The sequence below is a fragment of the Sphingoaurantiacus capsulatus genome, from assembly GCF_042648405.1.
GTDB lineage: Bacteria > Pseudomonadota > Alphaproteobacteria > Sphingomonadales > Sphingomonadaceae > Sphingoaurantiacus > Sphingoaurantiacus capsulatus.
This window is the reverse complement of record NZ_JBHRXV010000011.1, coordinates 808,502-835,252: the sequence shown is the minus strand read 5'-3', so window position 1 is coordinate 835,252 and position 26,751 is coordinate 808,502. Positions and strand designations below refer to the sequence as shown.

Annotated in this window: 30 protein-coding genes; 21 read left to right on the top strand and 9 right to left on the bottom strand. The window is 68.4% G+C overall.

All coding sequences use genetic code 11. From position 1 onward, the window contains the following. Positions 1–55 precede the first annotated feature (55 nt). A complete protein-coding gene (locus ACFOMD_RS16275) occupies positions 56–880 on the bottom strand; it encodes a flagellin N-terminal helical domain-containing protein (RefSeq protein WP_380863273.1) in 825 nt (274 codons plus the stop codon). 319 nt (positions 881–1,199) lie between these two features. Here ACFOMD_RS16275 and fliE point away from each other — a divergent pair, with 319 nt between their 5' ends. From fliE to ACFOMD_RS16190, 17 genes are all read left to right on the top strand, one after another. After that, the gene (gene fliE, locus ACFOMD_RS16270; protein ID WP_380863271.1) at positions 1,200–1,550 is read left to right on the top strand and encodes a flagellar hook-basal body complex protein FliE; all 351 of its coding nucleotides are present in this window, start codon (positions 1,200–1,202) and stop codon (positions 1,548–1,550) included. 1 nt (position 1,551) lies between these two features. Next, on the top strand, positions 1,552–3,294 hold the full coding sequence (gene fliF / locus ACFOMD_RS16265) for a flagellar basal-body MS-ring/collar protein FliF (protein WP_380863269.1): 1,743 nt from the start codon (positions 1,552–1,554) through the stop codon (positions 3,292–3,294). Continuing rightward, entirely contained in the window at positions 3,287–4,297 is a 1,011-nt protein-coding gene (fliG, locus tag ACFOMD_RS16260) for a flagellar motor switch protein FliG (RefSeq protein ID WP_380863267.1), read from the top strand. Before fliF ends, fliG begins: the two co-directional genes overlap by 8 nt. Next, a complete protein-coding gene (locus ACFOMD_RS16255) occupies positions 4,290–4,919 on the top strand; it encodes a FliH/SctL family protein (RefSeq protein ID WP_380863265.1) in 630 nt (209 codons plus the stop codon). Before fliG ends, ACFOMD_RS16255 begins: the two co-directional genes overlap by 8 nt. Then, positions 4,916–6,235 carry a FliI/YscN family ATPase gene (locus ACFOMD_RS16250; RefSeq protein ID WP_380863263.1) on the top strand — a complete coding sequence of 440 codons (1,320 nt, stop codon included), beginning with the start codon at positions 4,916–4,918 and terminating at the stop codon, positions 6,233–6,235. Before ACFOMD_RS16255 ends, ACFOMD_RS16250 begins: the two co-directional genes overlap by 4 nt. Next, complete coding sequence (locus tag ACFOMD_RS16245; RefSeq protein ID WP_380863261.1) at positions 6,232–6,648, top strand: hypothetical protein; 417 nt, start codon at positions 6,232–6,234, stop codon at positions 6,646–6,648. The genes ACFOMD_RS16250 and ACFOMD_RS16245 overlap by 4 nt, the downstream gene beginning before the upstream one ends. Before the next feature lie 2 nt (positions 6,649–6,650). Further along, positions 6,651–8,066, top strand: a complete 1,416-nt coding sequence (locus ACFOMD_RS16240; RefSeq protein WP_380863259.1) for a flagellar hook-length control protein FliK — start codon at positions 6,651–6,653, stop codon at positions 8,064–8,066. Positions 8,067–8,077: 11 nt separating this feature from the next. Beyond that, the gene (locus ACFOMD_RS16235) at positions 8,078–8,650 is read left to right on the top strand and encodes a flagellar basal body-associated FliL family protein (protein ID WP_380863257.1); all 573 of its coding nucleotides are present in this window, start codon (positions 8,078–8,080) and stop codon (positions 8,648–8,650) included. Then, positions 8,647–9,591 carry a flagellar motor switch protein FliM gene (locus ACFOMD_RS16230; RefSeq protein WP_380863255.1) on the top strand — a complete coding sequence of 315 codons (945 nt, stop codon included), beginning with the start codon at positions 8,647–8,649 and terminating at the stop codon, positions 9,589–9,591. Before ACFOMD_RS16235 ends, ACFOMD_RS16230 begins: the two co-directional genes overlap by 4 nt. Further along, positions 9,588–9,920: a flagellar motor switch protein FliN gene (gene fliN, locus ACFOMD_RS16225; RefSeq protein ID WP_380863253.1), complete on the top strand. Its 333-nt coding sequence runs from the start codon at positions 9,588–9,590 to the stop codon at positions 9,918–9,920. Before ACFOMD_RS16230 ends, fliN begins: the two co-directional genes overlap by 4 nt. Continuing rightward, positions 9,920–10,186 (top strand): flagellar biosynthetic protein FliO, encoded by a 267-nt coding sequence (locus ACFOMD_RS16220; protein ID WP_380863251.1) that lies wholly within the window; start codon positions 9,920–9,922, stop codon positions 10,184–10,186. Before fliN ends, ACFOMD_RS16220 begins: the two co-directional genes overlap by 1 nt. A gap of 118 nt (positions 10,187–10,304) precedes the next feature. After that, positions 10,305–11,057: a flagellar type III secretion system pore protein FliP gene (fliP, locus tag ACFOMD_RS16215; protein ID WP_380863249.1), complete on the top strand. Its 753-nt coding sequence runs from the start codon at positions 10,305–10,307 to the stop codon at positions 11,055–11,057. Between the two features lie 4 nt (positions 11,058–11,061). After that, positions 11,062–11,334, top strand: a complete 273-nt coding sequence (fliQ, locus tag ACFOMD_RS16210) for a flagellar biosynthesis protein FliQ (RefSeq protein ID WP_380863247.1) — start codon at positions 11,062–11,064, stop codon at positions 11,332–11,334. Beyond that, positions 11,331–12,113: a flagellar biosynthetic protein FliR gene (fliR, locus tag ACFOMD_RS16205; protein WP_380863245.1), complete on the top strand. Its 783-nt coding sequence runs from the start codon at positions 11,331–11,333 to the stop codon at positions 12,111–12,113. The genes fliQ and fliR overlap by 4 nt, the downstream gene beginning before the upstream one ends. Further along, positions 12,113–13,252 carry a flagellar type III secretion system protein FlhB gene (gene flhB / locus ACFOMD_RS16200; protein WP_380863243.1) on the top strand — a complete coding sequence of 380 codons (1,140 nt, stop codon included), beginning with the start codon at positions 12,113–12,115 and terminating at the stop codon, positions 13,250–13,252. The genes fliR and flhB overlap by 1 nt, the downstream gene beginning before the upstream one ends. A 44-nt stretch (positions 13,253–13,296) precedes the next feature. Continuing rightward, positions 13,297–14,910: a flagellar filament capping protein FliD gene (gene fliD / locus ACFOMD_RS16195; protein ID WP_380863241.1), complete on the top strand. Its 1,614-nt coding sequence runs from the start codon at positions 13,297–13,299 to the stop codon at positions 14,908–14,910. Positions 14,911–14,945: 35 nt separating this feature from the next. Further along, on the top strand, positions 14,946–15,332 hold the full coding sequence (locus ACFOMD_RS16190; RefSeq protein ID WP_380863239.1) for a flagellar export chaperone FliS: 387 nt from the start codon (positions 14,946–14,948) through the stop codon (positions 15,330–15,332). A gap of 6 nt (positions 15,333–15,338) precedes the next feature. On the opposite strand, the gene ACFOMD_RS16185 is transcribed toward ACFOMD_RS16190, so the two are convergent. Together ACFOMD_RS16185 and ACFOMD_RS16180 are read right to left on the bottom strand one after the other, a co-directional pair. After that, on the bottom strand, positions 15,339–15,701 hold the full coding sequence (locus ACFOMD_RS16185) for a hypothetical protein (RefSeq protein WP_380863237.1): 363 nt from the start codon (positions 15,699–15,701) through the stop codon (positions 15,339–15,341). A gap of 52 nt (positions 15,702–15,753) precedes the next feature. Then, entirely contained in the window at positions 15,754–16,941 is a 1,188-nt protein-coding gene (locus ACFOMD_RS16180; RefSeq protein WP_380863235.1) for a sigma-54 interaction domain-containing protein, read from the bottom strand. A 228-nt stretch (positions 16,942–17,169) separates the two neighbouring features. Here ACFOMD_RS16180 and ACFOMD_RS16175 point away from each other — a divergent pair, with 228 nt between their 5' ends. Next, positions 17,170–17,388 carry a hypervirulence associated TUDOR domain-containing protein gene (locus ACFOMD_RS16175; protein ID WP_380863233.1) on the top strand — a complete coding sequence of 73 codons (219 nt, stop codon included), beginning with the start codon at positions 17,170–17,172 and terminating at the stop codon, positions 17,386–17,388. 209 nt (positions 17,389–17,597) lie between these two features. On the opposite strand, the gene ACFOMD_RS16170 is transcribed toward ACFOMD_RS16175, so the two are convergent. The 4 genes from ACFOMD_RS16170 to ACFOMD_RS16155 all read right to left on the bottom strand — a co-directional run bounded on the left by ACFOMD_RS16170 (position 17,598) and on the right by ACFOMD_RS16155 (position 22,370). Further along, positions 17,598–18,875 (bottom strand): dihydrolipoamide acetyltransferase family protein, encoded by a 1,278-nt coding sequence (locus ACFOMD_RS16170; RefSeq protein ID WP_380863231.1) that lies wholly within the window; start codon positions 18,873–18,875, stop codon positions 17,598–17,600. Next, complete coding sequence (locus tag ACFOMD_RS16165; RefSeq protein ID WP_380863474.1) at positions 18,876–19,880, bottom strand: alpha-ketoacid dehydrogenase subunit beta; 1,005 nt, start codon at positions 19,878–19,880, stop codon at positions 18,876–18,878. After that, complete coding sequence (locus ACFOMD_RS16160; RefSeq protein ID WP_380863229.1) at positions 19,877–21,136, bottom strand: 3-methyl-2-oxobutanoate dehydrogenase (2-methylpropanoyl-transferring) subunit alpha; 1,260 nt, start codon at positions 21,134–21,136, stop codon at positions 19,877–19,879. The genes ACFOMD_RS16165 and ACFOMD_RS16160 overlap by 4 nt, the downstream gene beginning before the upstream one ends. 151 nt (positions 21,137–21,287) lie before the next feature. After that, the gene (locus tag ACFOMD_RS16155; protein ID WP_380863227.1) at positions 21,288–22,370 is read right to left on the bottom strand and encodes a DUF2855 family protein; all 1,083 of its coding nucleotides are present in this window, start codon (positions 22,368–22,370) and stop codon (positions 21,288–21,290) included. A gap of 110 nt (positions 22,371–22,480) precedes the next feature. Between ACFOMD_RS16155 and ACFOMD_RS16150 the strand changes: the two genes are divergently transcribed. Genes ACFOMD_RS16150 through ACFOMD_RS16140 form a run of 3 tightly spaced genes read left to right on the top strand, consistent with a single transcriptional unit; the run spans position 22,481 to position 25,475 of the window. After that, positions 22,481–23,356, top strand: a complete 876-nt coding sequence (locus tag ACFOMD_RS16150; RefSeq protein WP_380863225.1) for a peptidylprolyl isomerase — start codon at positions 22,481–22,483, stop codon at positions 23,354–23,356. A gap of 33 nt (positions 23,357–23,389) precedes the next feature. After that, on the top strand, positions 23,390–24,562 hold the full coding sequence (locus ACFOMD_RS16145) for an acetyl-CoA C-acetyltransferase (protein ID WP_380863223.1): 1,173 nt from the start codon (positions 23,390–23,392) through the stop codon (positions 24,560–24,562). A 4-nt stretch (positions 24,563–24,566) separates the two neighbouring features. Then, a complete protein-coding gene (locus ACFOMD_RS16140) occupies positions 24,567–25,475 on the top strand; it encodes a crotonase/enoyl-CoA hydratase family protein (protein WP_380863221.1) in 909 nt (302 codons plus the stop codon). 86 nt (positions 25,476–25,561) lie between these two features. On the opposite strand, the gene ACFOMD_RS16135 is transcribed toward ACFOMD_RS16140, so the two are convergent. Both ACFOMD_RS16135 and ACFOMD_RS16130 read right to left on the bottom strand, forming a co-directional pair. Then, positions 25,562–25,999 (bottom strand): hypothetical protein, encoded by a 438-nt coding sequence (locus ACFOMD_RS16135; RefSeq protein ID WP_380863220.1) that lies wholly within the window; start codon positions 25,997–25,999, stop codon positions 25,562–25,564. A gap of 84 nt (positions 26,000–26,083) precedes the next feature. Continuing rightward, the gene (locus ACFOMD_RS16130; protein WP_380863218.1) at positions 26,084–26,728 is read right to left on the bottom strand and encodes a glutathione S-transferase family protein; all 645 of its coding nucleotides are present in this window, start codon (positions 26,726–26,728) and stop codon (positions 26,084–26,086) included. Positions 26,729–26,751: the final 23 nt, after the last annotated feature.

Here is a 26,751-nt window from a genome sequence, read left to right as displayed (position 1 = left end):
GAAAAACCCCGCCGTGTCGCCACGGCGGGGTTCATCTTTTCAAGCTTCGCTTGGTTTAGCGGAGCAGGCTCATCACGCCCTGGGCGCTCTGGTTGGCCTGGGCGAGCATCGCCGTCGAAGCCTGGCTGAGCACCTGCGCCTTCGCCAGCTTGGTCGTCTCCGACGAGAAGTCGGCGTCTTCGATCCGCGAGCGGGCGTCGGACAGGTTGGTGACGTTGTTGGTCAGGTTGTTGACCACCGACTCCAGGCGGCTCTGGCCGGCGCCGAGCGTGGCGCGGGTGGTGTTCACCGCCGTCATCAGCGCATCGACGTTGGTGATCGTCGTGCCCGCCGCCGTGGCCGACGTCACGTCGAGGCCGGCCGCCGTCAGGTTGGTGCCGTCGATCGCCTTCACCGTCAGCGTGACCTTGTCCGCCGCGGCCGAGCCGGTCTGGACGGCCACCGACACGTCGGTGCCCGTGGTCTTGCTGAACAGCGTGACGCCGTTGAACTTGCTGTTGGTGAGGACGTCGTCGATCTGCAGACGCAGCTCATCGACTTCGGCGTCGAGGTTGGCGCGGTCGGTGGTGCTGTAGGTGCCCGACGAAGACTGGACGGCCAGCTCGCGAACCCGCTGCAGCATGTTCGACACTTCGCCGAGCGCGCCTTCGGCGGTCTGCGCCAGCGAGATGCCGTCGTTCGAGTTGCGGATCGCCTGGCTCATGCCACGGATCTGCGAGGTCATCGAGGAGGCGATGGCGAGGCCGGCGGCGTCGTCCTTCGCCGAGTTGATGCGCTTGCCGGTCGACAGGCGCTCCATCGCCGTGCCGAGTTCCTTGTTCGCGACGCGGCTCCCGTTCTGGGCCCGCAGCGCAGCGGTATTGGTGTTGATAACGGTCATCGAAATTCTCCCACTTCCCAGGCGAAGACATTCGTCAGCTCCGCCACGAGACCAGTAACGGCCGGGCCTTTGCAGACTTTAGTCGGGAAAATTTCGGCGCCTCCGCTTCGTCGGCTTTCCGACGTGGCGGGGCCTGTGGAAACCGTCGGCCTTTTGACGCGCGCGTCGACGCAGGCGCTCACATGGGAGGGCGCGCACAGGGGCGATGCGCGCGCGGCTTCATCTTAACCAATCTTGGCACAGCCCTTGCGACCCCTTTTGCGAACGTTCTCGAAGCACGGGGTAAGACGATGGTTGGTTATCGGCTCGGAGGCGCGGAATGACCGCGATCGACGCCAACAGCCTGCTGGCGATGCGGTCGGCGATCCTGGAGCGCAACAGCGCCCTCCAGCGCGCCTCGGCCGCGGGCCCAGAGCTTGCCTCGCCCGACACCAAGGACGCGAAGGGCGTCGCCGGCTTCGGCGACGTGATGAAAGGCGCGCTGGAGCAGGTCAACGACCTCCAGTCGAAGTCCTCCGCCATCTCCGAAGCCTATGAGCGCGGCGACACCACCGACATCGCCGCGGTGATGCTCGCCCGCCAGACCGCCTCAATCGGCTTCGAAGCGACGCTGCAGGTCAGGAACAAGCTCCTGACCGCCTACAAGGATATCATGAGCATGCCGGTCTGATATGAGCGAGCTCACTGCCACCGCTACCACCGTGCCCGGCGCGACCGCTTCTTCGGCGAAGAGCCCGCTCGAGTTCCTCGGCACCGTCAAGGGCCTCGCCGCGCAGCCGGCGGTGGTCAAGGCCATGCCGATGCTGATGCTGATGGCCGTCGTCGGCCTCGGCGCGCTCATCTGGGCGGCGATCAGCGCGCCGCCGCAGCGCGAGATGTTCGCCGGTCTCGCCGACAACGAGAAGGCCGCCGTCGTCGAGGCGCTGAGCGCCTCGGGCATCGAATATGAGATCAGCTCGGGCGGCGGCATCACCGTCTCCGAGGACAATTATCATCAGGCGCGCATGCTGCTCGCGTCGCAGGGGCTCCCGAAGTCGTCGCCCGGCGGCGACGATGTCGTTTCCAGCCTGCCGCTCGGCGCCAGCCGCGCCGTCGAGGGTGAAAAGCTCCGCACCGCCAAGGAACTCGACCTCGCCCGCAGCATCGAGGCGATCGACTCCGTGCAGAGCGCCCGCGTCCACCTCGCGCTCGACACGCCGAGCGTGTTCCTGCGGGATCGCAGCCGCCGCGCCGCGTCGGTGATGATCCGCCTCGCGCCGGGTCGCGCGCTTGGCGACAACCAGGTTCAGGCGATCGTCCATCTCGTCGCCTCGTCGGTGCCGGGCCTCGCGCCCGACAGCGTGTCGGTGGTCGATCAGGCCGGCCGGCTGCTGTCGAGCGGCAGCGGCCAGAGCGCCAGCAGCGCATCGGATCGCCAGGTCGCGATCCAGCAGGCGGTCGAAACGCGCTACGTCCAGTCGCTGACCACCTTGCTGACGCCGATCGTCGGCCACGGTAATTTCACTGCCGAGGTCCACGCCGACATCGATTTTTCGGAAGTCCAGGCCACCCGCGAGGATTTCCCGCAGGCGGCGACCGCGCTCGCCCGAGAGGAGCGGACGTGGAACGGCGCCGAGGGCGGCCAGCAGGAAGCCGGCGGCATCCCCGGCGCCATGTCGAACCAGCCGCCGACCGCGGCGAGCATCGCGGCCGCGCCGGGCGGCAAGGTCGACACCAAGGCGGCGGGCACCGAGGAACTGAGCGGCGCCGGCCTCGCTGGTTCGGGCAACTACAAGCGCAACTATGCGCTCGGCCGCGAAGTGTCGGTGACCAAGAAGCCCACCGGCGACATCCAGCGCCTGACCGTTGCCGTCGCGATCCGCAATCCCGAGGGCGGCGACCCGCTGTCGAAGAAGGATCTGCAGAGCATCGAGGCGCTGGTGAAGGGCGCCGTCGGCTACAAGGCGGATCGCGGCGACGTGGTGGCGCTCAATGCGCTGTCCTTCGCGCCGATCGAGGAGAGCGCGCTCGAGCAATGGTATGAGGCGACCTGGATCTCGCCCGCCATCCGCACGGTCGGCGGCGTCATCGTCGCGGCGCTCGCGGTGTTCGGCATCGGCCTGCCGCTGCTCCGCCGCAAGGGGATGATGCCCGGCATGCCGTCGATGCCCAGCATCAAGGGCGCCGCCCGCAACGACAGCGAAGCGGCGAAGATCGCCGCGTCGATGGAGAAGGAACTGGCCGCCGCTCTCGCGCAGCGCCCGCGTCCCGATCCGGCCGACGTCACGCTCAGCATGATCGAGGCCGCGCCCAGCTACGAGGCCCGCGCGGTCCTCATCCGCAATTTCGTCCGCGAAAATCCGGCCCGCGCGGCGCTGGTCGTCCGCGACCTGCTGAAGGCCGGCAAGTCCGAGGGAGTATCCAAAGTTGGTTGAGAGTGCGCTTTCGGGGCTCCCGCAGGGGCCTGAGGCTGCGGCCGTCCTCCTCATGGTCCTCGACGATGGCGAGGCAGCCGAGCTGCTGAGCCATCTCGACCCGGCCGAGGTGCAGCAGCTCGGCTCCGCCGTGTTCGGGCTGACCGACATCTCCGAGCATCAGGTCGAGGACGTCTTCGACACCTTCATCGGCCGCGCCCGCAAGGCGACGACGATCGGCTTCGGCGCCGCCGGCCGCATCCGCGCGGTGATGGAGAACGCGCTCGGCGCCGAACGGGCCGAAACAATGCTGTCGCGCATCACCCCGTCCGCGCGCAGCCCGGCCCTCGACGCGCTGCGCTGGATGGCGCCCAAGACCATCGCCGACCTGATCGAGCATGAGCATCCGCAGGTCGCGGCGCTGGTGCTGTCGCACCTCGATGCGCCCAATGCCGCCGACGTGCTTCAGCTGCTGCCGCAAGTCATGCAGGTGGAGGTCATTCACCGCGTCGCGACGCTCCAACCGGTGACGGCCGAAGCGCTCGACGATCTCGAGCGGCTGCTCGTTTGCGAGGTCACGCGCTCCTCGGCGCCGTCGACCAAGCGCGGCGGGGCCGGCGAGGCGGCGAAGATCATGAATAATCTCGTTCCCGGCGCTGACCAGCGGATCATCCGCGCCATCGCCAAGAACGACAAGAATGTCGCCCAGACCATCCAGGACGAAATGTTCGTGTTCGACGACCTGTCGGGTTGCGACGACAAGAACCTCGGCCTGCTCATGCGCTCGATCGACGGCGCGGTGCTGGTGGTGGCGCTGAAGGGCGCCGAGGAGAAGCTGAAGGCGCGCATCTTCGGCTGCATGTCGAACCGCGCCGCCTCGACCATCCAGGACGAGATGGCCGAACGCGGCCCGATGCGCCTCGCCGAGGTGCTGGAGGCGCAGAAGGAAGTGCTCGCCGTCGCCCGCCGCATGGCGGACGAGGGCACGCTGATGCTCGCCGGCCGCGGCGGCGACTATGTCTGATCGCGGCGCATTCGACCCCGAAGGCGCGTTCCTCGAGCGCAGCTATGCCGAGCCGGCGACTAACGTCTTCGTGGCGTGGGACACGCCGCTCGGCTGCTCGGCGCGCCCGAAGGCCGACGCGCCGGCGGATGAGGCTGCCGCCCCGGCGATCGATGTCGAGGCGATCCAGGCGCAGGCGTTCGCCGATGGTTTCGAGCAGGGCTGCCGCACCGTCGACGCCGAAGTGGCGGGGGAGCGCGAGGCGCTCGCCGCGCTCCTTGAAACGCTCGGCGCGTTGAAGCCGCAGTCGACCGATGCGCTCGCCGAGCTGCTCGCCGCCACCGTCGAGCGGCTGGTCCACCAGATCGTCGGCGAAGTGCCGATCAACCCGATCACCTTGGTGCAGCGCGCCGAAGCCGCCGCCCGCCTGATCGGCGAGGAAGTCGATGCGTCGCGCCTGCTGGTGAACCCCGAGGATCTACCGCTGTTCGCGCGGACCCGCGTTCCCGTCGAAGTCGTCGGTGATGCCACCATCGAGCGGGGCGCGCTGCGCCTCGAATGGGGCAAGGGCTGGATCGAGGACGGCCCCGCCGTTCGCCTCGAGCGGCTGCGGGCGCAGCTCGACAATCTGGCGGCGCGATGAGCTCGCTCGTCGACCGCGCCGGCGCGATCCTGTCGCGTCTCGACGTGACCGAGGTGGCCCCGCGCCGCGTCGGGCGTCTCATGTCCTATGACGGCCTCACCATGGAAGCGGTCGGCCTCGACCTGCCGATCGGCAGCGGCGTCAAGCTGACCGCCACCGGCGGCCGTGCCGAGGTCGTCGGCTTTCGCGGCGAGAAAACGCTGCTGATGCCGCTCGATTCCGCCGGCGCGCATATCGCGGGCAGCGGCGTGATGCCCGACGCCAGCGGCGCGATGGTCGGCGTCGGCAATGCGCTGCTCGGCCGGGTCGTCGATGCGCTCGGCGATCCGCTCGATGGCTTCGGCCCGATCCCGACCAGCGATCGCTGGCCGCTCGAAGGCAAGCCCGGCAATCCGCTCGATCGTGACCGCGTCACCCAGCCGTTCGACGTCGGCGTTCGCGCGGTCAACGCGCTGCTCACCGCCGGTGTCGGCCAGCGTATCGCGCTCGTCGCCGGCTCGGGCGTCGGCAAGTCGGTGCTGATGGGCCAGATGCTCGGCGGCTCGGAGGCCGAGATCAACGTCATCGGCCTGATCGGCGAGCGTAGCCGCGAAGTCAGCGACTTCCTCGCGACCAAGCTGCCGCCGAAGGTGCGCGCGCGCACCGTCGTCGTTGCGGTGCCCGCCGACCATACGCCGTTGCTGCGCCTGCGCGGCGCGATGCGCGCCACGGCCATCGCCGAATATTTCCGCGCGCAGGGCAAGAAGGTCATGCTGATGATCGACAGCCTGACGCGCGTCGCGCATGCGCAACGCGAAATCGGGCTGTCGCTCGGCGAGCCGCCCACGGTGAAGGGCTATCCGCCCTCGGTATTCGGCCTGATCCCGCGCCTCGCCGAGCGTGCCGGCGCCGACGCGCGCACCGGCGGCTCGATCACCGCCATCTATACCGTGCTCGCCGACGGCGACGACCTCGACGACCCGATCGTCGACAGCGCCCGCGCCATCGTCGACGGCCACATCATCCTGTCGCGCACCCTCGGCGAGCAGGGCGTCTATCCGGCGATCGACATCGGCCGCTCGCTGAGCCGCGTCATGGCCGATATCGCCTCGCCCGAGCAGATGGCGGCGGCGGGCGTCTATCGCCGGCTGTGGTCGGCCTATGAGGAGAATCGCGACCTCATCCTGATGGGCGCCTACACCGCCGGCGGCGATCCGCTGGTCGATCAGGCGATCGCGCGGCGGCCCGATCTGCTCGGCTTTCTGAAGCAGAAGCCGGGCGAGAAACTCGACTTCGCCGGATCGGCGGGCGCGCTTACCGAAATGTTCGCCGCATGAAGCGCGCCGTCGCCAAGACGCTGCGCTTCGCGCGGGTGAGGGCGCTGCAGCACAACCTCGCCGCGGTCGCGACCAGCAAGGCCAACCAGCAGGTTGCCGCGCTCGAGGCGAGCATGACCAAGCTGGTGTCGTTGCGCGACGGCATGAGCCCGGCACCCGGCGTTGCCACCGGGGCGAGCCTGGCGGCAAGCGGCGAGATCGCGATGCGGCTCGATCAGGCGCGCGCCACCGTCGCCGTCTCGGCGGCCAGCGCCCGCGCCCGCGCCGCCACCATCCGCCAGGCGCAGATGCGCGCCCGGATGAAGCAGGAAACCGCCGACCGGCTGGCCGACCGCGCGGTGCGCGCCGCCGATGAATTGTTCGAGCGCAAGCTCGCCGCGCGCGGTCTGCCGCGCAAACGCACGCAGGAGTGACGATGGACGTCAGTGCCCTCAATCTCGCAACGCTTGGACTGGCGCCCGATGACGGCGCCGTTGCGCTGCCCGGCGGTGCCCCCGCCGGCGACGCCTTCGCCAAGCTTCTCTCGGGCCTCGGCCTCACCGCCGCGCCCGCCGTCGCCGGCGAGCTGATCCCCGCCGAAGGCCTCGCCGAAACCATCGAAGCGACCCCGCCGGTCGATCCCGCGCTGGTCGTGCCCGGCGTCGCGCTGCTGCGCACCGCCGCGAAGGCCGCGAAGGCGACGCCGGCGGAGGACGCCCCGCAGCCGAAGGCCGCCCCCAAAGGCGAAGCCGCCGAAACCGCCGAGGCCGCCGACACCCCGACGCCCGACTCGCTCGGCCTGCCGCCGCTGCTCGCCGCGCTGGTTGCGCCGACCTTGTCGCAGGCCGCGGCAAAGCCGGTCGAGACGCCGCTGGTCACCCCTCCGCCAACCGCCGCTCCGCCGACCGCCGCGCTGGCCGCTCAGCCTGCAGTGATACCGGCGCTGCTCGCTGGCGATCCCGCACCCGCTGAACAGCCCGCGCTCGATGCGCCGGTCGCGATCGCAACACCGAAAGTCGACGCCGCCCTAGCGCCTGTCGTGGAGACGCCGGTGAAGGCACCGCTGGCTGCGAATGTGGAGGTCGTCCCGACGCCCGTCGTCGCCGAGAAGCAGGTCGCCGAAGCCGCGATCCCGCAGACCCTCGCCGCGCCGCGCTCGTTGCCATCGACCGCCGGCCGCGCGCCCGCCGCGCCGCCGAACGTCGAAGCCGCCAGCAGCGAACCGGTCAGCCTCGCCGACCGTCCGCTGCCGACGCCGCTGCCGACGCCGACGCCGATGCCGCTGGCGCCGGTGGTGGTGCCGCCCGTCGCCGATCTTGCCGCCGTCGTCACCGCGCCGACGCTTGCCAACGATCTGTCGGCGCTCGGCAGCACCGCCCAGCCGCAGGTTGCTCAGGCCGACCTCGCCGTCGAGCGTCAGCTCGAAATCGCCCGCGATGGCGCCTGGCTCGATCAGCTTACGAAGGACATCGTCCGCACCGCCTCGGCCGAGGGCAATCTGCGTTTCAGGCTCAACCCCGAAAATCTCGGCTCGCTGCACGTCGAGGTGACGCAGGGCCAGAATGGCGCGTCGGTTCGCCTCACCGCCGATACCGAGGCGGCGCGCACGATCATCGCCGATGCCCGCCCGCAGCTCATCGCCGAGGCGAAGGCGCAAGGGCTGCGCATCGCCGAGACGCATGTCGATCTCTCCGGTCAGGGCCAGAACAACCAAGCCCATTCGCAGGCCGGGCAGGGCGGAAATCGCGGCCGCGATGTCCCGGCGCAAGAATACTTAACGAGTTGGAAACCAGAATCAGCGGAAGAGGACGCAACGCCGAAGCAGCGCTCCGCTGCTGAACGCTATGCGTAGGGGGTGTAACCATGGATACTGCTGACGCGGCGACCACGCCGAAGCCGAAAAAGAAGAAGTCGAAGCTCGTCAAATTCGCGATGATCGCGGTCGTGCTGGGCGGCGGCGCCGCCGGCGGCGCGCTTTATGCGCAGAGCATCGGCCTTCTCGGCGGCAAGCCCGGCACCGAGGAAGAGAACCCCGATCACCCCCATCTCGTGCCGCGCGAAGGCGAGGACCCCGAGAATTTCAAGGTGGTGGGCGCCCGCCCGGTCGAGGCCGACAAATTCCAGGTGAGCTATTATCCGATCGAGGAGAAGTTCACCTCGAACCTGCGCGACGGCGCCGGCTTCATCCAGATCGGCGTCGGCATCTCGACCTATTATGACGAGCGCGTCCTGCAGAGCGTCGAGCGCCACGAAATGGCGCTTCGCTCGGCGATCCTGATGCAGCTCGCCGACCAGGATCCGACGCTGATGTCGACGCCGAAGGGCAAGGTCGTGCTGAAGGCGCGGCTCGCCAAGGCGGTCAACGAAGTGCTGGAAGAGAAGGAAGGCTTCGGCGGGATCGACGACGTCTACTTCACCAGCTTCGTGATGCAATGAGCAAGACCGCGAAAGCCGCCGACCCGGTCGCTTTCGAGGAAGCGACCCCGGCACCGGCGGGCGGCGTTCAGCCGTTCACCTTCGGCACCGAGGCGTTCCGCCCGACGGCGGCGCTTCCCGCGCTCGATCGCATGTCGGAGCGCATGGCGCGCCGCGTCCGCGACGTCATCGAGCCGTTCGCGCGGGTCAAGCCGCGCGTGTCGGCCGCCCCCGTCGCGATCCGCCGGTTCGAGACGTGGCGCACCGAAAAGCCCGAGTTCACCAGCCTCCACCTCTATCGCTTCCGTCCCTTGAAGGGCGGCATGCTGCTGGCGGTCGAGCCCGAATTCGTGTCGTGGCTGGTCGATGCTTTCTACGGCGGCACCGGCGCGGTCGCGCCGAAGAAGACCCCCGAATTCACGCCGACCGAGGAACGGCTCGTCGTCCGCCTCGCCGATGCGTTCACCACGGCGCTCGCCGATGTGTGGACCGAGGTGATGCCGGTCTCGATGCAGATCACCTCGCGCGAGACCAACACGGCTTACGCGACACTGGTACGCCGCGAGGATCCGGTCGCCGTCGCCAGCTACACCATCGTCACCGGCGGCTTCCGCCCGACCACTGTAGATGTGCTCTATCCCGTCTCCTCGCTGCGCGCGGTAGAGGGGGAGCTGACGTCGAAGGTGCTCGATGACGGCGGTTTCGTCGGCAACGAATGGCGCGAGCGCCTCGTGGGCGCGCTCGGCAACGTCCGGGTGCAGGCCCGCTCGGTGCTCGCCCGCCCGACGATGAAATTCCCCGAGCTGATGAAGCTCGCGCCGGGCGACATCATCCCGATCGACGTGCCCGGCATGGTGCCGCTGCTCGTCGAGGGGCGGATCGTCGCCGAAGGCTCGATCGGCGAGGTCGGTGAACAGGCCGCGCTCAGAATTCAACGTGTGAACCTCAGGAGTATCGCATGAACGCCGTCGACGTGGAGGATGCGCCCTTCACCCCCGCGCCGCACGCGGAAGTGGACGCCGCGGCCAGCTTCCGGCTGCTCGCCGACGTGCCGATCCGCCTGTCGGTGCAGGTTGGCAGCACCTCGATGAAGCTCTCCGATCTCGTCGAGCTCGTCGAAGGCAGCGTCGTCGAGCTCGACCGCCAGACGCATGAGCTGCTCGACATCACCGCCAACGGCACGCTGATCGCGCGCGGCGAGGTGGTGATGGTCAACGGCCGCTTCGGGGTCCGCGTCATCGACGTGGTCAACACCGACGCCGCCACCGGGAGCCTCGAGCGCCGCGCCTGATGACCAGCTATATCCTCAAGCTGCTGATCCTCATCCCGCTCGTCTGCGGGATGGCCTATGGCGCGCTCTGGCTGTGGCGCAAGGCGCAGCCGGGCATGGCCTTCGGTCAGCGCGACCGCCGCATCAAGATGCTCGACGCCGTGCCGATGGGCGCGACCGGCCGGCTGGCCGTCGTCGAATTCGCCGACAAGCAGCTGCTGCTCGCCATCTCGCGCGGCAAGATCGAACTGATCTCCGAGGCGCCGCTTGCCCCTTCTCATGACTGATCGGCTGGCTAATTCTCCCCGGGACGGGGAGGGGGACCCTGCGCAGCAGGGTGGAGGGGGCTGCGCGGCGGTTTCCCCTCCACCGCCTGCGGCGGTTCCCCTCCCCGTGCCGGGGAGGATGCTGATCGGCCTCGCCGGCCTGGTCGCGCTGCTCGTTGCGCTGGTCTTCGCGGACCCCGCGATGGCGCAGCAGACCGGTGCGCTCGACCGCGCCGTCAGCACCATCGCCGGCGACGGCAAGCCGCTGTCGCTGTCGCTGCAGATCCTCGTCCTGATGAGCCTGCTGACGGTGCTGCCGTCGCTGGTGCTGATGATGACGAGCTTCACCCGCATCATCATCGTGCTGTCGATCCTGCGCCAGGCCTTGGGCCTTCAGCAGACGCCGCCGAATCAGGTGCTCGTCGGCCTCGCCCTCTTCCTGTCGCTGTTCGTGATGCGGCCCGCGATCGACCAGATCAACCAGGTGGCCTACACGCCCTATGGCGACGGCCAGATCAGCATCGAGGAAGCCGTCTCGCGCTCGGCCGAGGTCTTCCACGGCTTCATGGTCAAGCAGACCCGCGAGACCGACCTGAAGCTGTTCACCGAGCTGGCTGAATCGCCCGGCTTTGAATCGCCCGAGGAAATTCCCTTCTCGATCCTGCTGCCGGCGTTCGTCACCAGCGAGCTGAAGACGGCGTTCCAGATCGGCTTCCTGATCTTCCTGCCGTTCCTCATCATCGACCTCGTCGTCGCCTCCACCCTGATGGCGCTCGGCATGATGATGCTGTCGCCGTCGATCGTGTCGATGCCGTTCAAGCTGCTGCTCTTCGTCCTCGTCGACGGCTGGGCGCTGACCATGGGGTCGCTGGCGGCCTCCTTCGCCACATAGCGTCATGGAGAGCGCCGACTATTTTATCGGGGTGGCACAGCAGGCGCTGTGGGTGCTCGCGCTCGCGACGGCGCCGATCCTGATCCCGGCACTGATCGCCGGTCTCGTCCTCGGTATGATCCAGGCGGCGACCTCGATCAACGAGCAGACCTTGAGCTTCGTCCCGAAGCTGATCGTCGTCGCCATCTGCCTCGCGCTGTTCGGCGGCGCCATCCTCGTGCTGATCGCCGATTTCACGCGCGAGATCTTCGACCGCATCCCCGAGCTGACCCAATGATGCCGACAGGCTTCGCCGGCGTCGAAGCCCAGCTCTGGATGTGGATGATCGCGATGATCCGCCCCGGCGCGGCGTTCATCGCGGCGCCCGTTTTCGGCGCGCCCTATGTGCCGGTGCAGCTCCGCCTGATCGTCGCGCTCGCCATCGGCATCCCGGCGATGGCCGCCACCGAATTTCAGCTGCCCCTGGACGGCATTGCCTCGATCGAAGGCTTCATGCTGGTTGCCGGCGAAGTGCTCGTCGGCCTCGCCTTGGGCTTCGCCATCCAGATGGGCTTCTCCGCCGCGCTGATCGCGGGTGAGACGATCGGCAACGCGATGGGCCTCGGCTTTGCCGGCATGGTCGATCCCGCGTCGGGCCAGTCGGCGCCGGCGCTCGGCCAGCTGTTGTCGATCCTCGCCACCTTCCTGTTTCTCGCCATCGGCGGCCACCTCGCGCTCGCCGCCATCGTCGTCGAAAGTTATCGCGCGCTGCCGCCGGGCGAAGCCTGGCTCAGCGCCGACGCGCTGCGCAGCATCGTCAACTTCGGCGGCATATTGTTCGCCGCGGGGCTCTCGATCGCGCTGCCCGTCGGCTCGGCGCTGATCCTCGTGCAGATCGTCATGGGCGTGCTCGCCCGCTCGGCCCCGGCCTTGAACCTGTTTGCGGTCGGCCTGCCGGCGGCGCTGCTCGCCGGCATCGTCCTTCTCGCCATGGCGGCGCCGGTGATGGGCGAGGCCATCGTCTCCACGATCACCGCCAGCCTCGACATGGCGCGCACCATCGCGAGGGCCGACTGATGTCGGAAGCGCCCGACAAGGACCAACAGACAGAAGCCCCGACCGAGAAGCGCAAGCGCGAGGCGGTCGAGAAGGGCGACGTCCTTCAGTCCCGCGAGCTCGGCACCGCGCTGGTCATGCTGGCGGGCGCCGCCTTCTTCGCCATCGCCGGCCCGATGATGGTCGGCTCCTTAAAGGCGATGCTCGTCGACGGCCTCACCTTCGACGGCTCCGAGGTGAAGAGCTTCGCACCCGCCGACACCGCGCTGCGGCTGATCGCCTTCACCATCGTCCCGCTCGCCGCCCTCTTCGCGATGACGCTCGTCGCCGCCGTCGGCTCGTCGGCGCTGATCGGCTCGCTGGGTTTCCGCTCCGGCGCCTTCGCGCCCAAGGCGAACAAGATCAACCCGATGACCGGCCTCAAGCGCATCTTCGGCATGCAGGGGCTGATCGAGCTGGTGAAGTCGCTCGCCAAGGTGATCGTGCTCGGCGCGGTCGGCTACTATCTGATGAAGGATCAGCTCGGGAAGCTGCTGTCGCTGTCGGCGACCGAGCCCGGCCCGGCGCTCGGCGCGTTCGGCGAAACCTTCACCACCGCGGTGCTGATGATGGCGCTGGCGCTCGCCGCGATCGCGCTGGTCGACGTGCCCTCGCAATGGTTCCAGCGTACCGCGCGCCTGCGCATGTCGAAGCAGCAGGTGAAGGAAGAGCATAAGCAGACCGAAGGCTCGCCCGAGCTGAAGGCCGCGATCCGCCGCCGCCAGTATGAAACGCTGCGCGGCTCGGCGCGGAGCGCGGTGCAGGAGGCGACCGTCATCCTCACCAACCCGACGCATTTCGCCGTCGCGCTGCGCTATCGCCCCGGCGAGGATTCGGCGCCGATCGTCGTCGCGCGCGGCCGCGGCGCCACCGCCGCGGCCATCCGCGAGCTGGCGACCGAAAGCGGCGTGCCGATGCTGTCCTACCCGCAGCTCGCGCGCGCCATCTATTTCACCACACGCGTCGGCCACATCGTCCGCGAGGATCTCTATCTCGCGGTCGCGACGGTGCTCGCCTTCGTCTTCAACCTCGATGCCGTCGTCGCCCAGGGCGGCCGGCAACCCGCCATCGACGTGCCGACCGAGGCACGCTTCGACGAAAATGGCCGTGCCGAGCCTTAAGGCCCGGTTCGCGCCGCCGTTATTGATCCTCGGAAGGGAAAACCATGGTCTCGTCGATCGGATATAGCCTGGGCGCTGGTGCCGGTATCGACACCAAGACGCTGATCGAAGACCTGGCGAAGGCCGAGAAGGCGCCGCGCGAGGCGCTGCTCACCAAGCGCGAGTCCGCCAATGCCGCGAAGGTGTCGGCGCTGGCGCAAGCCTCGGGCGCGATCGACAGCTTCGCCTCGGCGCTCGCGAAGCTCGTCGAGGGCGGCACGCTGTTCACCCAGCCGAGCGTCTCCGACCCGACCGTGCTGAGCGCCAAGGCGCTCGCCGGCTCCAGCCTCGGCAACCTCACCGCCAGCATCGAAGTGCGCCAGCTCGCGCAGGCGCAGTCGCTCGTCTCGGCGAACCTCGCGGGCCCGCAGACAGCGGTCGGGCAGGGGACGCTGACGCTCACCACCGCCAGCGGCAGCCATGCCATCACCATCGGCTCGGGCAACGACAGCCTCGAAGGGCTGGCGAGCGCGATCAACGCCAGGAACGCCGGCGTCACCGCCTCGATCGTCACCGACAGCAACGGCTCGCGGCTGATGCTCAAAGGCGCGACCGGCGAGGCGAATGCCTTCAGCCTGTCGGTGCCGGGCGGCACGACCAGCGGCCTCGAGCGCTTCGCCTTCGGCCCCGGCGTCACCGGCGGCATGACCGCGGCGCAGACCGCGCAGGACGCCATCGTCCGGCTCGACGGCGTCGAGGTGCGGCGCGGCACCAACAGCTTCTCCGACCTGATCGCCGGCGTTCAGATCGACCTCAAGAAGGCGGCGGTCGGCCAGACGATCTCGCTGGGTGCGATACGCCCGACGGAAGGCATCAAGCAGGCGGTCAGCGATTTCGTCGAGGCCTATAACGAGCTTCAGACGATGCTCGCCGAGACGACCGCCGCCGCGACCAGCGACAGCGCGTCAGGCCCGCTTCGCGGCGACGCCGGCATCCGCCAGATGCAGCGCGAACTCGCCAAGCTGACCACGACGCAGCTCTCCAGCACCGGCGCCTACAAGACGCTGTCGGAGATCGGCGTCGCCACCAATCGCGACGGCTCGCTGCGTGTTGATACCCTGAAGCTCAACGCCGCGATGGACGCCGATCCGGCCGCCGTCGAGGCGCTGTTCAACCCGCGCACGCACAGCAGCCATGCCGGCATCGCGGTGGTCAACAAGTCGGGCACGGTAAAGCCCGGCACCTACACGCTCACCAACATCGTCGCGGCGCCGCCGGGCGGCGACGCCAGCGGCATGATCGGCACCACCGCGCTGATCGGCACCGGCAACGTGCTTCGTGTGCCGACCACGTCGGACGGCAAGGGCCTGATCATCCGCGCCGACCAAAGCGTCGCCAGCGTCACCATCACCGTTGACGCCGGCCTCGGCGGCGCGCTGCAGTCGATCCGCGACAAGCTGCGCGCCAACGACGGGCCGTTCGCCTCGACGCAGGACCGGCTGACCAAGGAAACCAAGCGCATCACCGAGGATCGCGAGACCTTCGAGCGGCGCTCCTCGGCCTATTACGAGCGGCTGGTCACCAGCTTCTCGGCGATGGACCGCAATGTGAATGCCTTCAAGGCGACGCAATCCTATCTCGACCAGCAGATGAAGATCTGGGCCAACAGCGACAATTGACGCCGGCGGCCCCACGAGGAGTTTGAACGATGTACATGGCGCGATCCCCCTTTGCGAAGGCGCAGGCGAGCTACCAGAATGTCGACCTGCAGACGCGGGCGGCCGGGGCCACCCCGCACCAGCTGATCGCCATGCTGTTCGAAGAGGCGCTGAACGCCATCGACACGCTGTCGGCGGCGGCCGCCCGCAAGGACTTCGCCCGCGCCGCGCAAAGCCAGGCGCGCGCGCTGTCGATCATCGGCGGCCTCCAGGCCAGCCTCGACATGGAACGCGGCGGCGACCTCGCCCAGAACCTCGCCGACGTCTACCGCGAGGCCAGCCGGCTGATCATGGCCAGCGGCAAGAGCAACGAGCCAATGTTCGCGCAACAGGCGCGGTCGATGCTGGCGGAGATTGCGTCGGCGTGGAGTGCGATCGGGTAGAAACGCTTAGTTCGGCTCAAGCGGAGCGCCCCGCGCGCTGGGCGTTAGTTTCGATTTCAGGGCGCGATCGATGCGGCTTGCTTCCGCCGGCTGCTTGAGAAATGCCCAGAGGCTCAGCCCGAGCCAAAGCGTTGTCATGGCGGCCAAAAGGCCAACCCAATAATAGTAATCTGAAGGGTCGTAGCGATAGCCGCTGCGATGACCCATCAACAGCGGCGCGACGATGCGCACGACAGGTTCGCAATAGCTTCGGAATAGGAGGAGCGCCGCGCTCGACAGGCTCAAAGCCGCGCCTATCGCTGCGACCGGATAGACGCCGAAGTGGCGCAGCGAAGGGCGGTAGAGGCGACTCACCTGCTGCTTGTACAACAGCTTGATGATATCCGCCCATCACATGGGCAGTTGCGCCTCGGAGCGCTGCCTACGCCGCCTTCAACCCATGCTTGCGCATCTTCTCGATCAGCGTCGTGCGCTGCAGCGACAGCAACCGCGCCGCCTCCGCAACCACGCCGTCCGCGGCGCGCAGCGCCTCGGTGATGTAGCGCTGCTCGATGTCGGCGACGGTGGTGCGCAGGTCGACCGGCTCTTCGCCGATCAGCGGGGCATCCATGTCGGCCGGCTCGGCGCCCAAACGGCTGGCGAGGTCGGTCAGCAGCGAGCGCGCGTCGCGCTGGCCGTCGATCGGCGCGGCGACCGGCTCGGCGGCGGTGGCGATACCGGCGGCGAGGCGGCGGCCGCGCGGGGCCAGCAGCATCTCGGCCTGCTCGGCGCCGATCACCTGGCCGCCGAACATGATCGCGGCGCGGTCGATGACGTTGCGCAACTCGCGCACGTTGCCCGGCCATTCGTGATTGGCCATCCGCTCGATCGCGGCCTGGTTGAAGCTCAGTTTCGCGTTCGATAGCGCCACGAAATGGCGAACGAGCTGCGGCACGTCCTCGCGGCGTTCGGCGAGCGACGGCAGGTCGATCGGGAAGACGGCGAGGCGGAAGAACAGGTCGGCCCGGAAGCGCTGCTCCTCGATCGCCGCGTCGATGTCGCGGTGCGTCGCCGAGACGATGCGGGTGTCGACGGCGATCTGGCCGCGTCCGCCGACGCGCTGCACCGAGCGCGCTTCGAGCACGCGCAGCAGCTTCACCTGCATGTCGATCGGCATGTCGCCGATTTCGTCGAGAAACAGCGTGCCGCCATCGGCTTCCTCGAAGCGACCGCGGCGCTGATTGATCGCGCCGGTGAACGAGCCCTTCTCGTGGCCGAACAGCTCCGATTCGAGCAGGTCGCGCGGGATCGCGCCGGTGTTGACGGCGACGAACGGCTGCGCGGCGCGCGGGCTTTCGCGGTGGATGGCGTTGGCGATGACTTCCTTGCCGCTACCGGTCGGGCCGGTGACGATCACCGAGGCGTCGCTCTTGGCGACCTGGCGGATCAGGTGGCGGACTTCCTGCATCGCGAGGCTGTCGCCGATCAGCGTCGATTCGAGCGTGGCGCGGGCTTCGCGGATCGTCGGGCGATGTTCGGCAACGAGCGCGAGGGAAGCTTCACGCGGCCACGCCGGCGCTCCGCCGTCGCGGTCGAAACCCTGAACTTCCTGCGCCTGCGAACCGTACATCGATACCCTCGTTCGTTTGCCCGAACCGAGTTCTGGGCGGCAAAGGTTAAGCAGCGCTTAAGTTAAACTTCCGTGTCAGTGGTGCCTGCAGAAGGCGTGCTGCCCGCGTCACGAATAACGGCGTGCGATCAACCTATTACCTGCCGTCGTTGCAACCCCGAATACCGTATTTCCACGCAGGGATGCCGGGGCTTCGGAACGCGGGAAAGCGCCGCTCGTTGACCCCGGATGAGCACCGAAAAGACCTTCCGCAAAGGCGATTCTGTCGCCTGGAACAGCAGCCAGGGCGAGGTGACGGGCAAGGTGATCCGCAAGGTCACCGCGCCGACCAAGATCAAGGATCACAAGGTCGCCGCCTCGCCGGATAATCCGGAGTATATCGTCGAGAGCGCCAAGACCGGCGCGCGGGCGGCGCACAAGCCGGAAGGGCTGCGAAAGGCGCGCTAGCCCGGCTGGGCTTCCCCGCACTTAACCACACACATCGTCATCCCCGCGCAGGCGGGGATCCATTCTCCGAAGCGTCGGCGGTAATGGATCCCCGCCTGCGCGGGGATGACGATGCTTGGAAAGGAGGAGCGCACCCGTTCAAACCCCTCGCCCGCTTGCGGGAGAGGGAGGGGCCCATCCGCAGGATGGGAGGGTGAGGGTGTACCGGCCTAGTCGATGAACAACGTCGCCGGATGCTCGAGCAGCATCTTCACCGCCTGCACAAACTCCGCCGCATCCCAGCCATCGACGATCCGGTGATCGAACCCGCTCGACAGGTTCATCATCTTGCGGATGACGATCTGGCCGTTCTTCACCACCGGCCGCTCGATCATCTTGTTGACGCCGACGATGGCGACCTCGGGATGATTGATGACCGGGGTGGTGACGAGGCCGCCCATCGCGCCGAGGCTGGTGATGGTGATCGTCGATCCGGCCAGTTCCTTCGCGTTCGCCTTGCCGTCCTTGGCGGCGGTGGCGAGGCGGCCGATTTCGGCGGCGGCGCTCCACAGATCATGCGTCTCGGCATGGCGCAGCACGGGGACGACGAGGCCGCCCGGCGTCTGCGCGGCGATGCCGACATGCACGCCCTCATATTGGTTGAGGACGCCGGCGTCGTCGTCATAGCGCGCGTTCACCTGCGGGAAGCGCGGCAGCACCTTGACGATCGCCTTCACCAGGAACGGCAGCAGGGTCAGCTTGCCGCGCTCCTTGCCGTACTGCGCGTTCAACTGCGCGCGCAGCGCCTCGATCTCGGTGACGTCGATCTCGTCGACATAGGTGATGTGCGGGATGCGGCGCTTCGCTTCCTGCATCTTCTCGGCGATCTTGCGCCTGAGGCCGATGACCTTCACCGCCTCGACGCCCTCGCGCGGCTTGCCGGTCGGCGCCGCCACGCGCGGAGCCGCCGAACCACCACCGCCAGAATAGGCGACGAACGCATCCAGATCGGCATGACGGATACGCCCGTTCGGCGCCGACGCCTTCACCTGGGCCATATCGATACCGAGCTCCTTGGCGCGCTGCCGCACGGCCGGCGCCGCCAGCGTGCGGGTCTCATGCGCGGGCTCGGCGACCGGTGCAGGAGCGGGGGCAGGGGCGGGAGCTGGCGCGGCCTCCTTCTTCGCTGCCGCCTTTGGCGCCTCGACCGGCGCAGGCGCCGCCTTCGGCGCGGGCTTTTCTTCTTCGACCACCGCCGGCGCATCGGCGGCGGTTTCGATCACCACCAGCTCGGCGCCGGTCGCGACCATCACGCCCGCCTCGCCGGCGACCGCGACAATCGTGCCGCCGACCGGCGAGGTCAGCTCGACGGTCGCCTTGTCGGTCATCATGTCGACCAGCGGCTGGTCTTCTTCGATGACGTCGCCGACCTTCACGCGCCATTCGGCGACTTCGGCCTCCGCGATGCCTTCGCCGATGTCGGGGAGCTTGAAAATGAAGCGCGCCATCTATGCCTCCATCACGCGCCGCAGCGCGGAGCCGACCCGGATCGGGCCGGGGAAATAATTCCATTCGAACGAGTGCGGGTAGGGGGTGTCGAACCCGGTCACCCGCTCGATCGGCGCCTCGAGGTGGTAGAAGCAGCGCTCCTGCACCAGCGCCGACAGCTCGGCGCCGAAACCCGAGGTCCGCGTCGCCTCGTGGATGATGACGCAGCGGCCGGTCTTCTTTACCGACTCCTCGATCGCCTCGATATCGACCGGCCACAGGGTGCGCAGGTCGACCACCTCGGCGTCGATGCCGGTCTCCTCCGCCGCGCCGATCGCGACATGAACCATCGTGCCATAGGCGAGCACGGTGACGTCGTTGCCCTCGCGCGCGATCGCCGCCTTGCCGAGCGGCACGGTGTAATAGCCCTCCGGCACCTCGCTCGCCGCATGCTTCGCCCACGGCGTCACCGGGCGGCTGTGGTTGCCGTCGAAGGGGCCGTTGTATATGCGCTTCGGCTCGAAGAACACGACGGGGTCGTCATCCTCGATCGCCGAGATCAGCAAGCCCTTGGCGTCGTAAGGAGTCGACGGGATGACCGTCTTCAGCCCCGCGACGTGCGTGAAGATCGCCTCGGGCGACTGGCTGTGCGTCTGGCCGCCGTAGATGCCGCCGCCATAGGGGGAGCGGATGGTGATCGGCGAGGTGAACTCGCCCGCGGTGCGATACCGCAGCCGCGCCGCTTCCGAGATGATCTGGTCGAGCCCCGGATAGATGTAATCCGCGAACTGGATCTCGGCGACCGGGCGCAGGCCGTAGGCGCCCATGCCCACCGCCATGCCGACGATGCCGCCCTCGGCGATCGGCGTGTCGAAGCAGCGCTTCAGCCCGTATTTCTTCTGCAGCCCGTCGGTCACCCGGAACACGCCGCCGAAGAAGCCGACGTCCTCGCCGAAGGTCAGCACTTGGCGGTCGCGCTCCATCATGACGTCCAGCGCCGAATTGAGCGCCTGGATCATGTTCATTTGTGCCATGCTTGACGCTCCGCTTCCGCCTGGTCGCGCTGCTCGGCGAGGTGCCAGGGCACGTCCTTGAACACATCGTCGAACATCGAGTCCGCCTTGACGATATTCTCGCCCGACAGCGTGCCGTAGCTCTCGGCCTCCTTGCCGGCGGCCTTCACTTCCTCGACCAGCTCCTTGCCGAGCGCGGCGTGCCGCGCCTCGTCCCATTCGCCGATGGCGATGAGGTGCTGCTTCAACCGCTCGATCGGATCGCCGAGCGGCCAGCGCTTGGCTTCCTCCGAGGGGCGGTAGCGCGCCGGGTCGTCGCTCGTCGAATGGCCTTCGGCGCGGTAGGTGAAATGCTCGATCAGGGTCGCGCCCTGGTTGGTGCGCGCCCGCTCCGCCGCCCATTGCGTCGCGGCGTAAACGGCGAGGAAATCGTTGCCGTCGACGCGCAGCCCCGCCATGCCGTAGCCGAGCGCCCGCGCCGCAAAGGTCGCCTCGTCGCCGCCGGCGATGCCCGAATAGCTCGAGATCGCCCACTGGTTGTTGACGACGTTGATGATGACCGGCGCGCGATAAACGGCGGCGAAGGTCATCGCATAATGGAAGTCGCCCTCGGCGGTCGCGCCTTCGCCCGTCCAGGCGGCGGCGATGCGCGTGTCTTCCGAATAGGCCGAGGCCATCGCCCAGCCCACCGCCTGCGGCACCTGCGTGCCGAGGTTGCCCGAGATCGAGAAGAAGCCCGCCGCCTTCGACGAATACATGATCGGCAGCTGGCGACCTTTGAGCGGGTCGCGCTCGTTCGAATAGATCTGGCACATCATGTCGACGAGGCTGTAGCCGCGCGTCACCAGCAGGCCCTGCTGGCGGTACGTCGGGAAGCACATGTCGTCATTGTCGATCGCCATCGCGGCGGCGCAGGCGACGGCCTCCTCGCCGGTGCACTTCATGTAGAAGCTGGTCTTGCCCTGCCGCTGCACGCGGTACATGCGCTCGTCGAACGCGCGGGTCAGCATCATCGCGCGCAGCGCGCGGCGCAGCGTGTCGGCGTCGAGCTTGGGGTCCCACGGTCCCACCGCCTGGCCCTGCTCGTCGAGCACGCGCACCAGCGTATAGGCCATCGGGCGGATATCCGCGGCGGCGACCGCGGTGTCGGGCCGCGCCACCGATCCGGCGGGCGGAATCTCGAAACGGCTGAAATCGGCCTCGTCGCCCGGCCGCGCGTTCGGCTCGGGGATATAGAGGCTCAAGGGACGGCTGTTGCGTCGCGCCACGGCGGCGTCTCCCTCCAGAGTAAGCTGCCGCCTTAACGCCGCCCGATCGGCTCCGCCAAGAGGCGATCGAGATATGGCAACATTGTTGACCTATCTGGTCAGCGACGGCACGAATCTTTCGTTTCGCAGACGTTTGGCGAAGCCGGTTGTTTCAGGCGGGTGCATCGCCGTCCGCCGATTCGGCCCACAGCGACAGCATCAACCCTTCCGCCGGATCAACGCTGCCGTCGACCAGCCGTGCCCATTGCCCGATGGTCGCGTCCGGCCCGTGCCCGTCCACGACGTGCAGCCAGCCGCGGCTGAACTTGACGAACGCGTCCCAGCTCAGCTGCAGCCGCCGGTCGAACTCCGCCGGCCCCAGCTCGGCGAGCCGCTCGACGAGGTAGGTCGGTGCAAAGAAGAACTCCGGCGCCGGCCCGGCGAGCGGTGCGCGGGTCTTGTCGCTGTCCCACCGCGTGTCGCCGACGATGATGCTCATCGCCAGCCGGTCGCCGAAATGCGCGTGCACCGCGCCATTGATCTGCGGGTCGCCGCAGAAATCGACATAGGCGGCGCTGACCGCCTCGGCCTCGTCGATCTCGTCATAGGTCAGCACCTGGTCGAAGGCGCCGGTCGCCTCGACGAAGGCGCGGTTGCGCGGCGAGGTCAGGCCGATGCGCCGCATCCCGTCGCCCTCGATCGCCTTCGCGAGGCCCAGTGCCGTCTTCGACGACGCGCTCGACATCAGCACCGCTTCGGGACGCACCCCGCGCGACAGCCGGTCGGCGAGCAGGAACGATGTGGTGTAGAGCGGCCGGAACAGCGCCTGCGGCGCCTCGTCGGCGGGCGATCCGGTCCAGCGCTGGTAATTATTGTAGATCGGGGCCAGCCCGTCGCGATGCGCCGCCCCGTCGCTGAAGCCGCGCAAGGACACCTTCACCGGCGACAGCACCGCGTGCGTCGCCATCGGCCAATAGCCATAGAAGCGGTCGCCCGGCGCTACGCCCTCGGCCCGCGATTCCTCGACGGTGCCGAAGCCCCATACCGGCACGATGCCGAAGCCTTCCGCGCCCGGGTAGAAGCGCCAGTAATGCAGGTCGTCGCCGTGCGCCGCGTAGGTGACGTTGTTGGCGGTGAGCGCGAAGCTGTCGACGCGGAAGCGCGCCTGCCCCGGCGCCAGCGGCGGCGGATACAGCGGCTCGGGCGTCGCCCGGCGAAGGTCGTTGCGGTCGATCTGGACGACGGTACCGGTCATGCGCTCCCCTTCGCGGTTCGGGCGTCTCGCATAGCACAAGCTTTTGCGCCGGTCTTGACCCTGCCCAAGCCGCTGCCATGCTCCTCTCCACATCACCTTGGGGAGGAATCATGAAGCGCCTCGCGCTCGCCATCGCCGCCGTCTCGCTCACCGCCTTCGCGCCCGCCAAGAAGCCCGGCACCGCCGAGGCGGTTGCCGCCGCGCAACCCGCCGACTGGCGCCGCGTCGATCCGGCGAACACGCTCTACATGGAGGTGAACGGCGGCACAGTGATCATCGAACTGGCGCCGCAATTCGCGCCGCTCCACGTCGACAACATCAAGACCTTGGTGAAGGAGCGCTTCTTCGACGGCACCTCGATCAACCGGGTGCAGGAGAACTATGTCACGCAATGGGGCGACGGCACCGAGAAGAAGTCGCTCGGCACCGCGAAAGCCACGCTGCCGCTGGAGGCCGAACGGTCGGCGAAGGGCCTCGCCTTCACCCGCCTCAACCACCGCGACGCCTATGCGCGACAGGTCGGTTTCGTCGACGGCTTTCAGGCAGCGAGCGACGGCAAGGGCCGGGCGTGGATGGCGCAATGCTACGGCGTCGTCGGCGTCGGGCGCGGCGAGTCAACCGAAAGCGGCTCGGGTGCCGAACTCTACACGATGATCGGGCAGGCGCCGCGCCACCTCGACCGCAACTATGCCGGTGTCGGCCGCATCCTGCAGGGAATGGAGCTGATGACCGCCTTGCCGCGCGGCACCGGGCAGCTCGGCTTCTATGAACAGGAATCGCAGCGCGTACCGATCAAGCGCGTGCGCCTCGGCACCGACGTGCCGGCGGCCGAGCGCATCGACCTCGAAGTGATGCGCACCGACGGCAAGGCTTTCGCCACCTTCGTCGACGCCCGCGCCAACCGCGAACGCGACGGCTTCATGATCGGCATGCGCGGGGTGGACCTGTGCAATATCCGAGTGCCCGTCCGTCCGGCCGCCAAGTAACCCGGTACCGATCGGGATCACAGGGAGAGCGAGATGGCCGAGGCATATATCGTGGCGGCGGCGCGCACGGCGGGCGGGCGCAGGGGCGGGCGGCTGAAGGACTGGCACCCGGCCGATCTCGCCGCGCAGGTGCTCGACTCGCTGGTCGCGCGCACCGGCGCCGACCCGAAGCTGATCGACGACGTCATCATGGGCTGCGTCACGCAGGGCGGCCAGCAGGCGAACAACATCGCGCGCAACGCGGTGCTCGCCTCGTCGCTGCCCGAAAGCGTCCCCGCCACCTCGGTCGACCGCCAGTGCGGCTCCTCACAGCAGGCGCTGCAGTTCGCAGCGCAGGCGGTGCTGTCGGGCACGCAGGACATCATCATCGCCGCGGGCGTCGAAAGCATGACGCGCGTGCCGATGGGCATGACCAGCAAGCTTCCCTACGACGCCGGCCTCGGCACCTCGATGTCGCCGAACATGAAGGCGCGTTATCCGGGCGTGTCGTTCAGCCAGTTCGCCGGCGCCGAGATGGTGGCTAAGAAGTACGATCTGTCGAAGGACGAACTCGACGCTTACGCCTATGAAAGCCACCGCCGCGGCGCCGCGGCGACGCAGGCCGGTTCGTTCACCAGGGAAATCGTGCCCGTCGCGGTGACCACCGAGGACGGCGCCACCGAGCAGCATCATGTCGACGAGGGCATCCGCTTCGACGCCAGCCTCGACGGCATCAAGGGCGTGAAATTGCTCGTCGACGGCGGGCGGCTGACCGCGGCCACCTCCAGCCAGATCTGCGATGGCGCCAGCGGCGTCATGGTGGTGAGCGAGCGCGGGCTGAAGGCGCTCGGCGTCGAGCCGATCGCCCGCGTCCATCACGTCAGCGTGTTCGGCGAGGACCCGGTCATCATGCTCGAAGCACCGATCAACGCGACACGGCGGGCGCTCGAACGCGCCGGCATGAAGATCGAGGACATCGACCTCTATGAGGTGAACGAAGCGTTCGCGAGCATCCCCACCGCCTGGCTGAAGGAGCTGAACGCCGACCCGGCGAAGCTCAACATCCACGGCGGCGCCATCGCGCTCGGCCACCCGCTGGGCGCCTCGGGCACCAAGCTGATGACCACGCTGGTCCACGCGCTGCACACCCACGGCAAGCGCTACGGCCTGCAGACGATGTGCGAAGGCGGCGGCCTCGCCAACGTCACCATCATCGAGCGGTTGTAGTCCGATGGCCTACACCACGATCAAATACGACGTCGCCGACGGCATCCTGACGATCACGCTCAGCCGCCCGGAGAAGCTCAACGCCTTCACCGGCGAGATGATGGCCGAGCTGATCGACGCCTTCGACAAGGCGGATGCCGACGATGCCGTCCGCGCCATTATCGTCACCGGCGACGGCCGCGCCTTCTGTGCGGGCGCGGACTTGTCGCAGGGCGCCAAGACCTTCGACTATGACAACCGCAAGGACGCACCACGATCCGAGCATGGCTCGCCGGTGCGCGAAGATGGCAGCGTCGACTACAGCCACCCTGCCGTGCGCGACGGCGGCGGTCGCGTGACCTTGCGCATCTTCAAATCCCTGAAGCCGGTGATCGCGGCGGTGAACGGCCCGGCGGTCGGCATCGGCGTCACCATGCAGCTCGCGATGGACATCCGCCTCGCCAGCGAGGACGCGAAGTTCGGCTTCGTGTTCGCGCGGCGCGGCATCGTGCCGGAGGCGGCGTCGAGCTATTTCCTGCCGAAGCTGGTCGGCATCTCGCAGGCGCTCGAATGGTGCTATTCGGGCCGGGTGTTCGGCGCGCAGGAGGCGAAGGACGGCGGGCTGGTGCGATCGGTCCACAAGGCGGACGAACTGCTGCCGGCGGCCTATGCGCTGGCCCGCGAGATCGCCGACAACACCGCGCCGGTTTCGGTGGCGCTCACTCGCCAGATGATGTGGCGGATGCTCGGCGCCGACAATCCGATGGAGGCGCACAAGATCGACAGCCGCGCCATCTACGCCCGCGGTCGCGCCGGCGATGCGCGCGAAGGCGTGGTCAGCTTCCTCGAGAAGCGGCCGGCGGTGTACCCCGACAAGGTGTCCGACGGCATGCCCGACTTCTTCCCCTGGTGGGACGAGCGCGAATATCGCTGACGCACAAGAAAATGGCCCTCCTCCGGATGGGGTTGGAAGAGGGCCAGGTTCACCTCCGCGAAGGAAGGGGAGCTTGTGTCAGGCGGTTAGAGGAACGCCTTGTAGGTCAGCACGAACAGCCCGAAACCGGCCATCAGCAGCGGCAGGGTCACCACCTGCCACAGCGCCGCGCTGCCGCTCATGTGGCCGCTGTCGGTGTCGACGCCGCGGCGCATGAAGCTCACCCAGCTCTGGTCGGGCTGGCGGTCGCCCGACACCCGCTCCATCAGGCTGGCAAGGCCGAAATAGGCGACGAAGGAGATGCCGCAGATCACCAGCAGGATCGGCATGCCCTTGCCCGCCGAGAAGGCGGCGACATAGCTGCCCATGAAGGTGGCGAGCGACGCCAGCATGATGCCGTAGACGCGCGGATGAATGTCGAAGCGGCGCAAGCCCGGCTGGAACGGCGCGGCGGCGACCGGCGAGACGGTCGGGCGCGCTTCGCGCATGAAGGCGTCGCGGTGAAGAAGGGCTTCCTGGCTCATGATGGCCTCCTGGTCGAAGGCGGGGGCGATCCCCGTCGCTGAAACCAGGATGCGCGAGTCAGGCCCGCGACGCTTTGATCAGGATCAAAGCGTCTCGATTTTCGGCGCGGCCTTCTGCGCCGCCTTGGCGCGGCGGAAGCCGTCGCGCGCTTTCAGCCGTTCCCAATAGGCGGCGATCACCGGCGGGAAATCGTCGCCCATGCCGAGGCTGTTGGCCAGCAGCAGCGCATAGCCGACCGAGATGTCGGCGGCGGTGAAGCGGCCGGCGCACAGCCAGTGCCGTCCGTCGGACAAAGTGCGGGCGACGCCTTCCTCCAGCCGCTTCTGATACCAGCGCGCATAGTCGTCCGCCGCCTGCGGCAGCCGCCGCTCCTCGGGCTCCAGCCGGCGGTAGCGGAGGACGAGCGTCTGCGGAAAGGTCAGTGTCGCCTCGCCGTGGTGCAGCCAGTTGAGCCAGGCGCCATAGTCGGCATCGTGGGGCTCGACCGATAGCGGCGTCGGGCCGTCGCGCGTCGCCAGATATTGCGCGATCGCCGCCGACTCCGTCAGCCGGGTGTCGCCATCGACCAGCAGCGGGATGGTGCCCAGGGGGTTCTCGGCGAGATAGTCGGGCTGCCGCCAGCGCGGCGGGAAGGGGAGCAGCTTCAGCTCATAGGGAAGCTGCAACTCCTCCAGCGCCCAGAGGCAACGGAAGGAGCGGGCATCGGCGCAGTGATAGAGCGTTAGCATGGCGCGATGAGCCACCGCCGTGC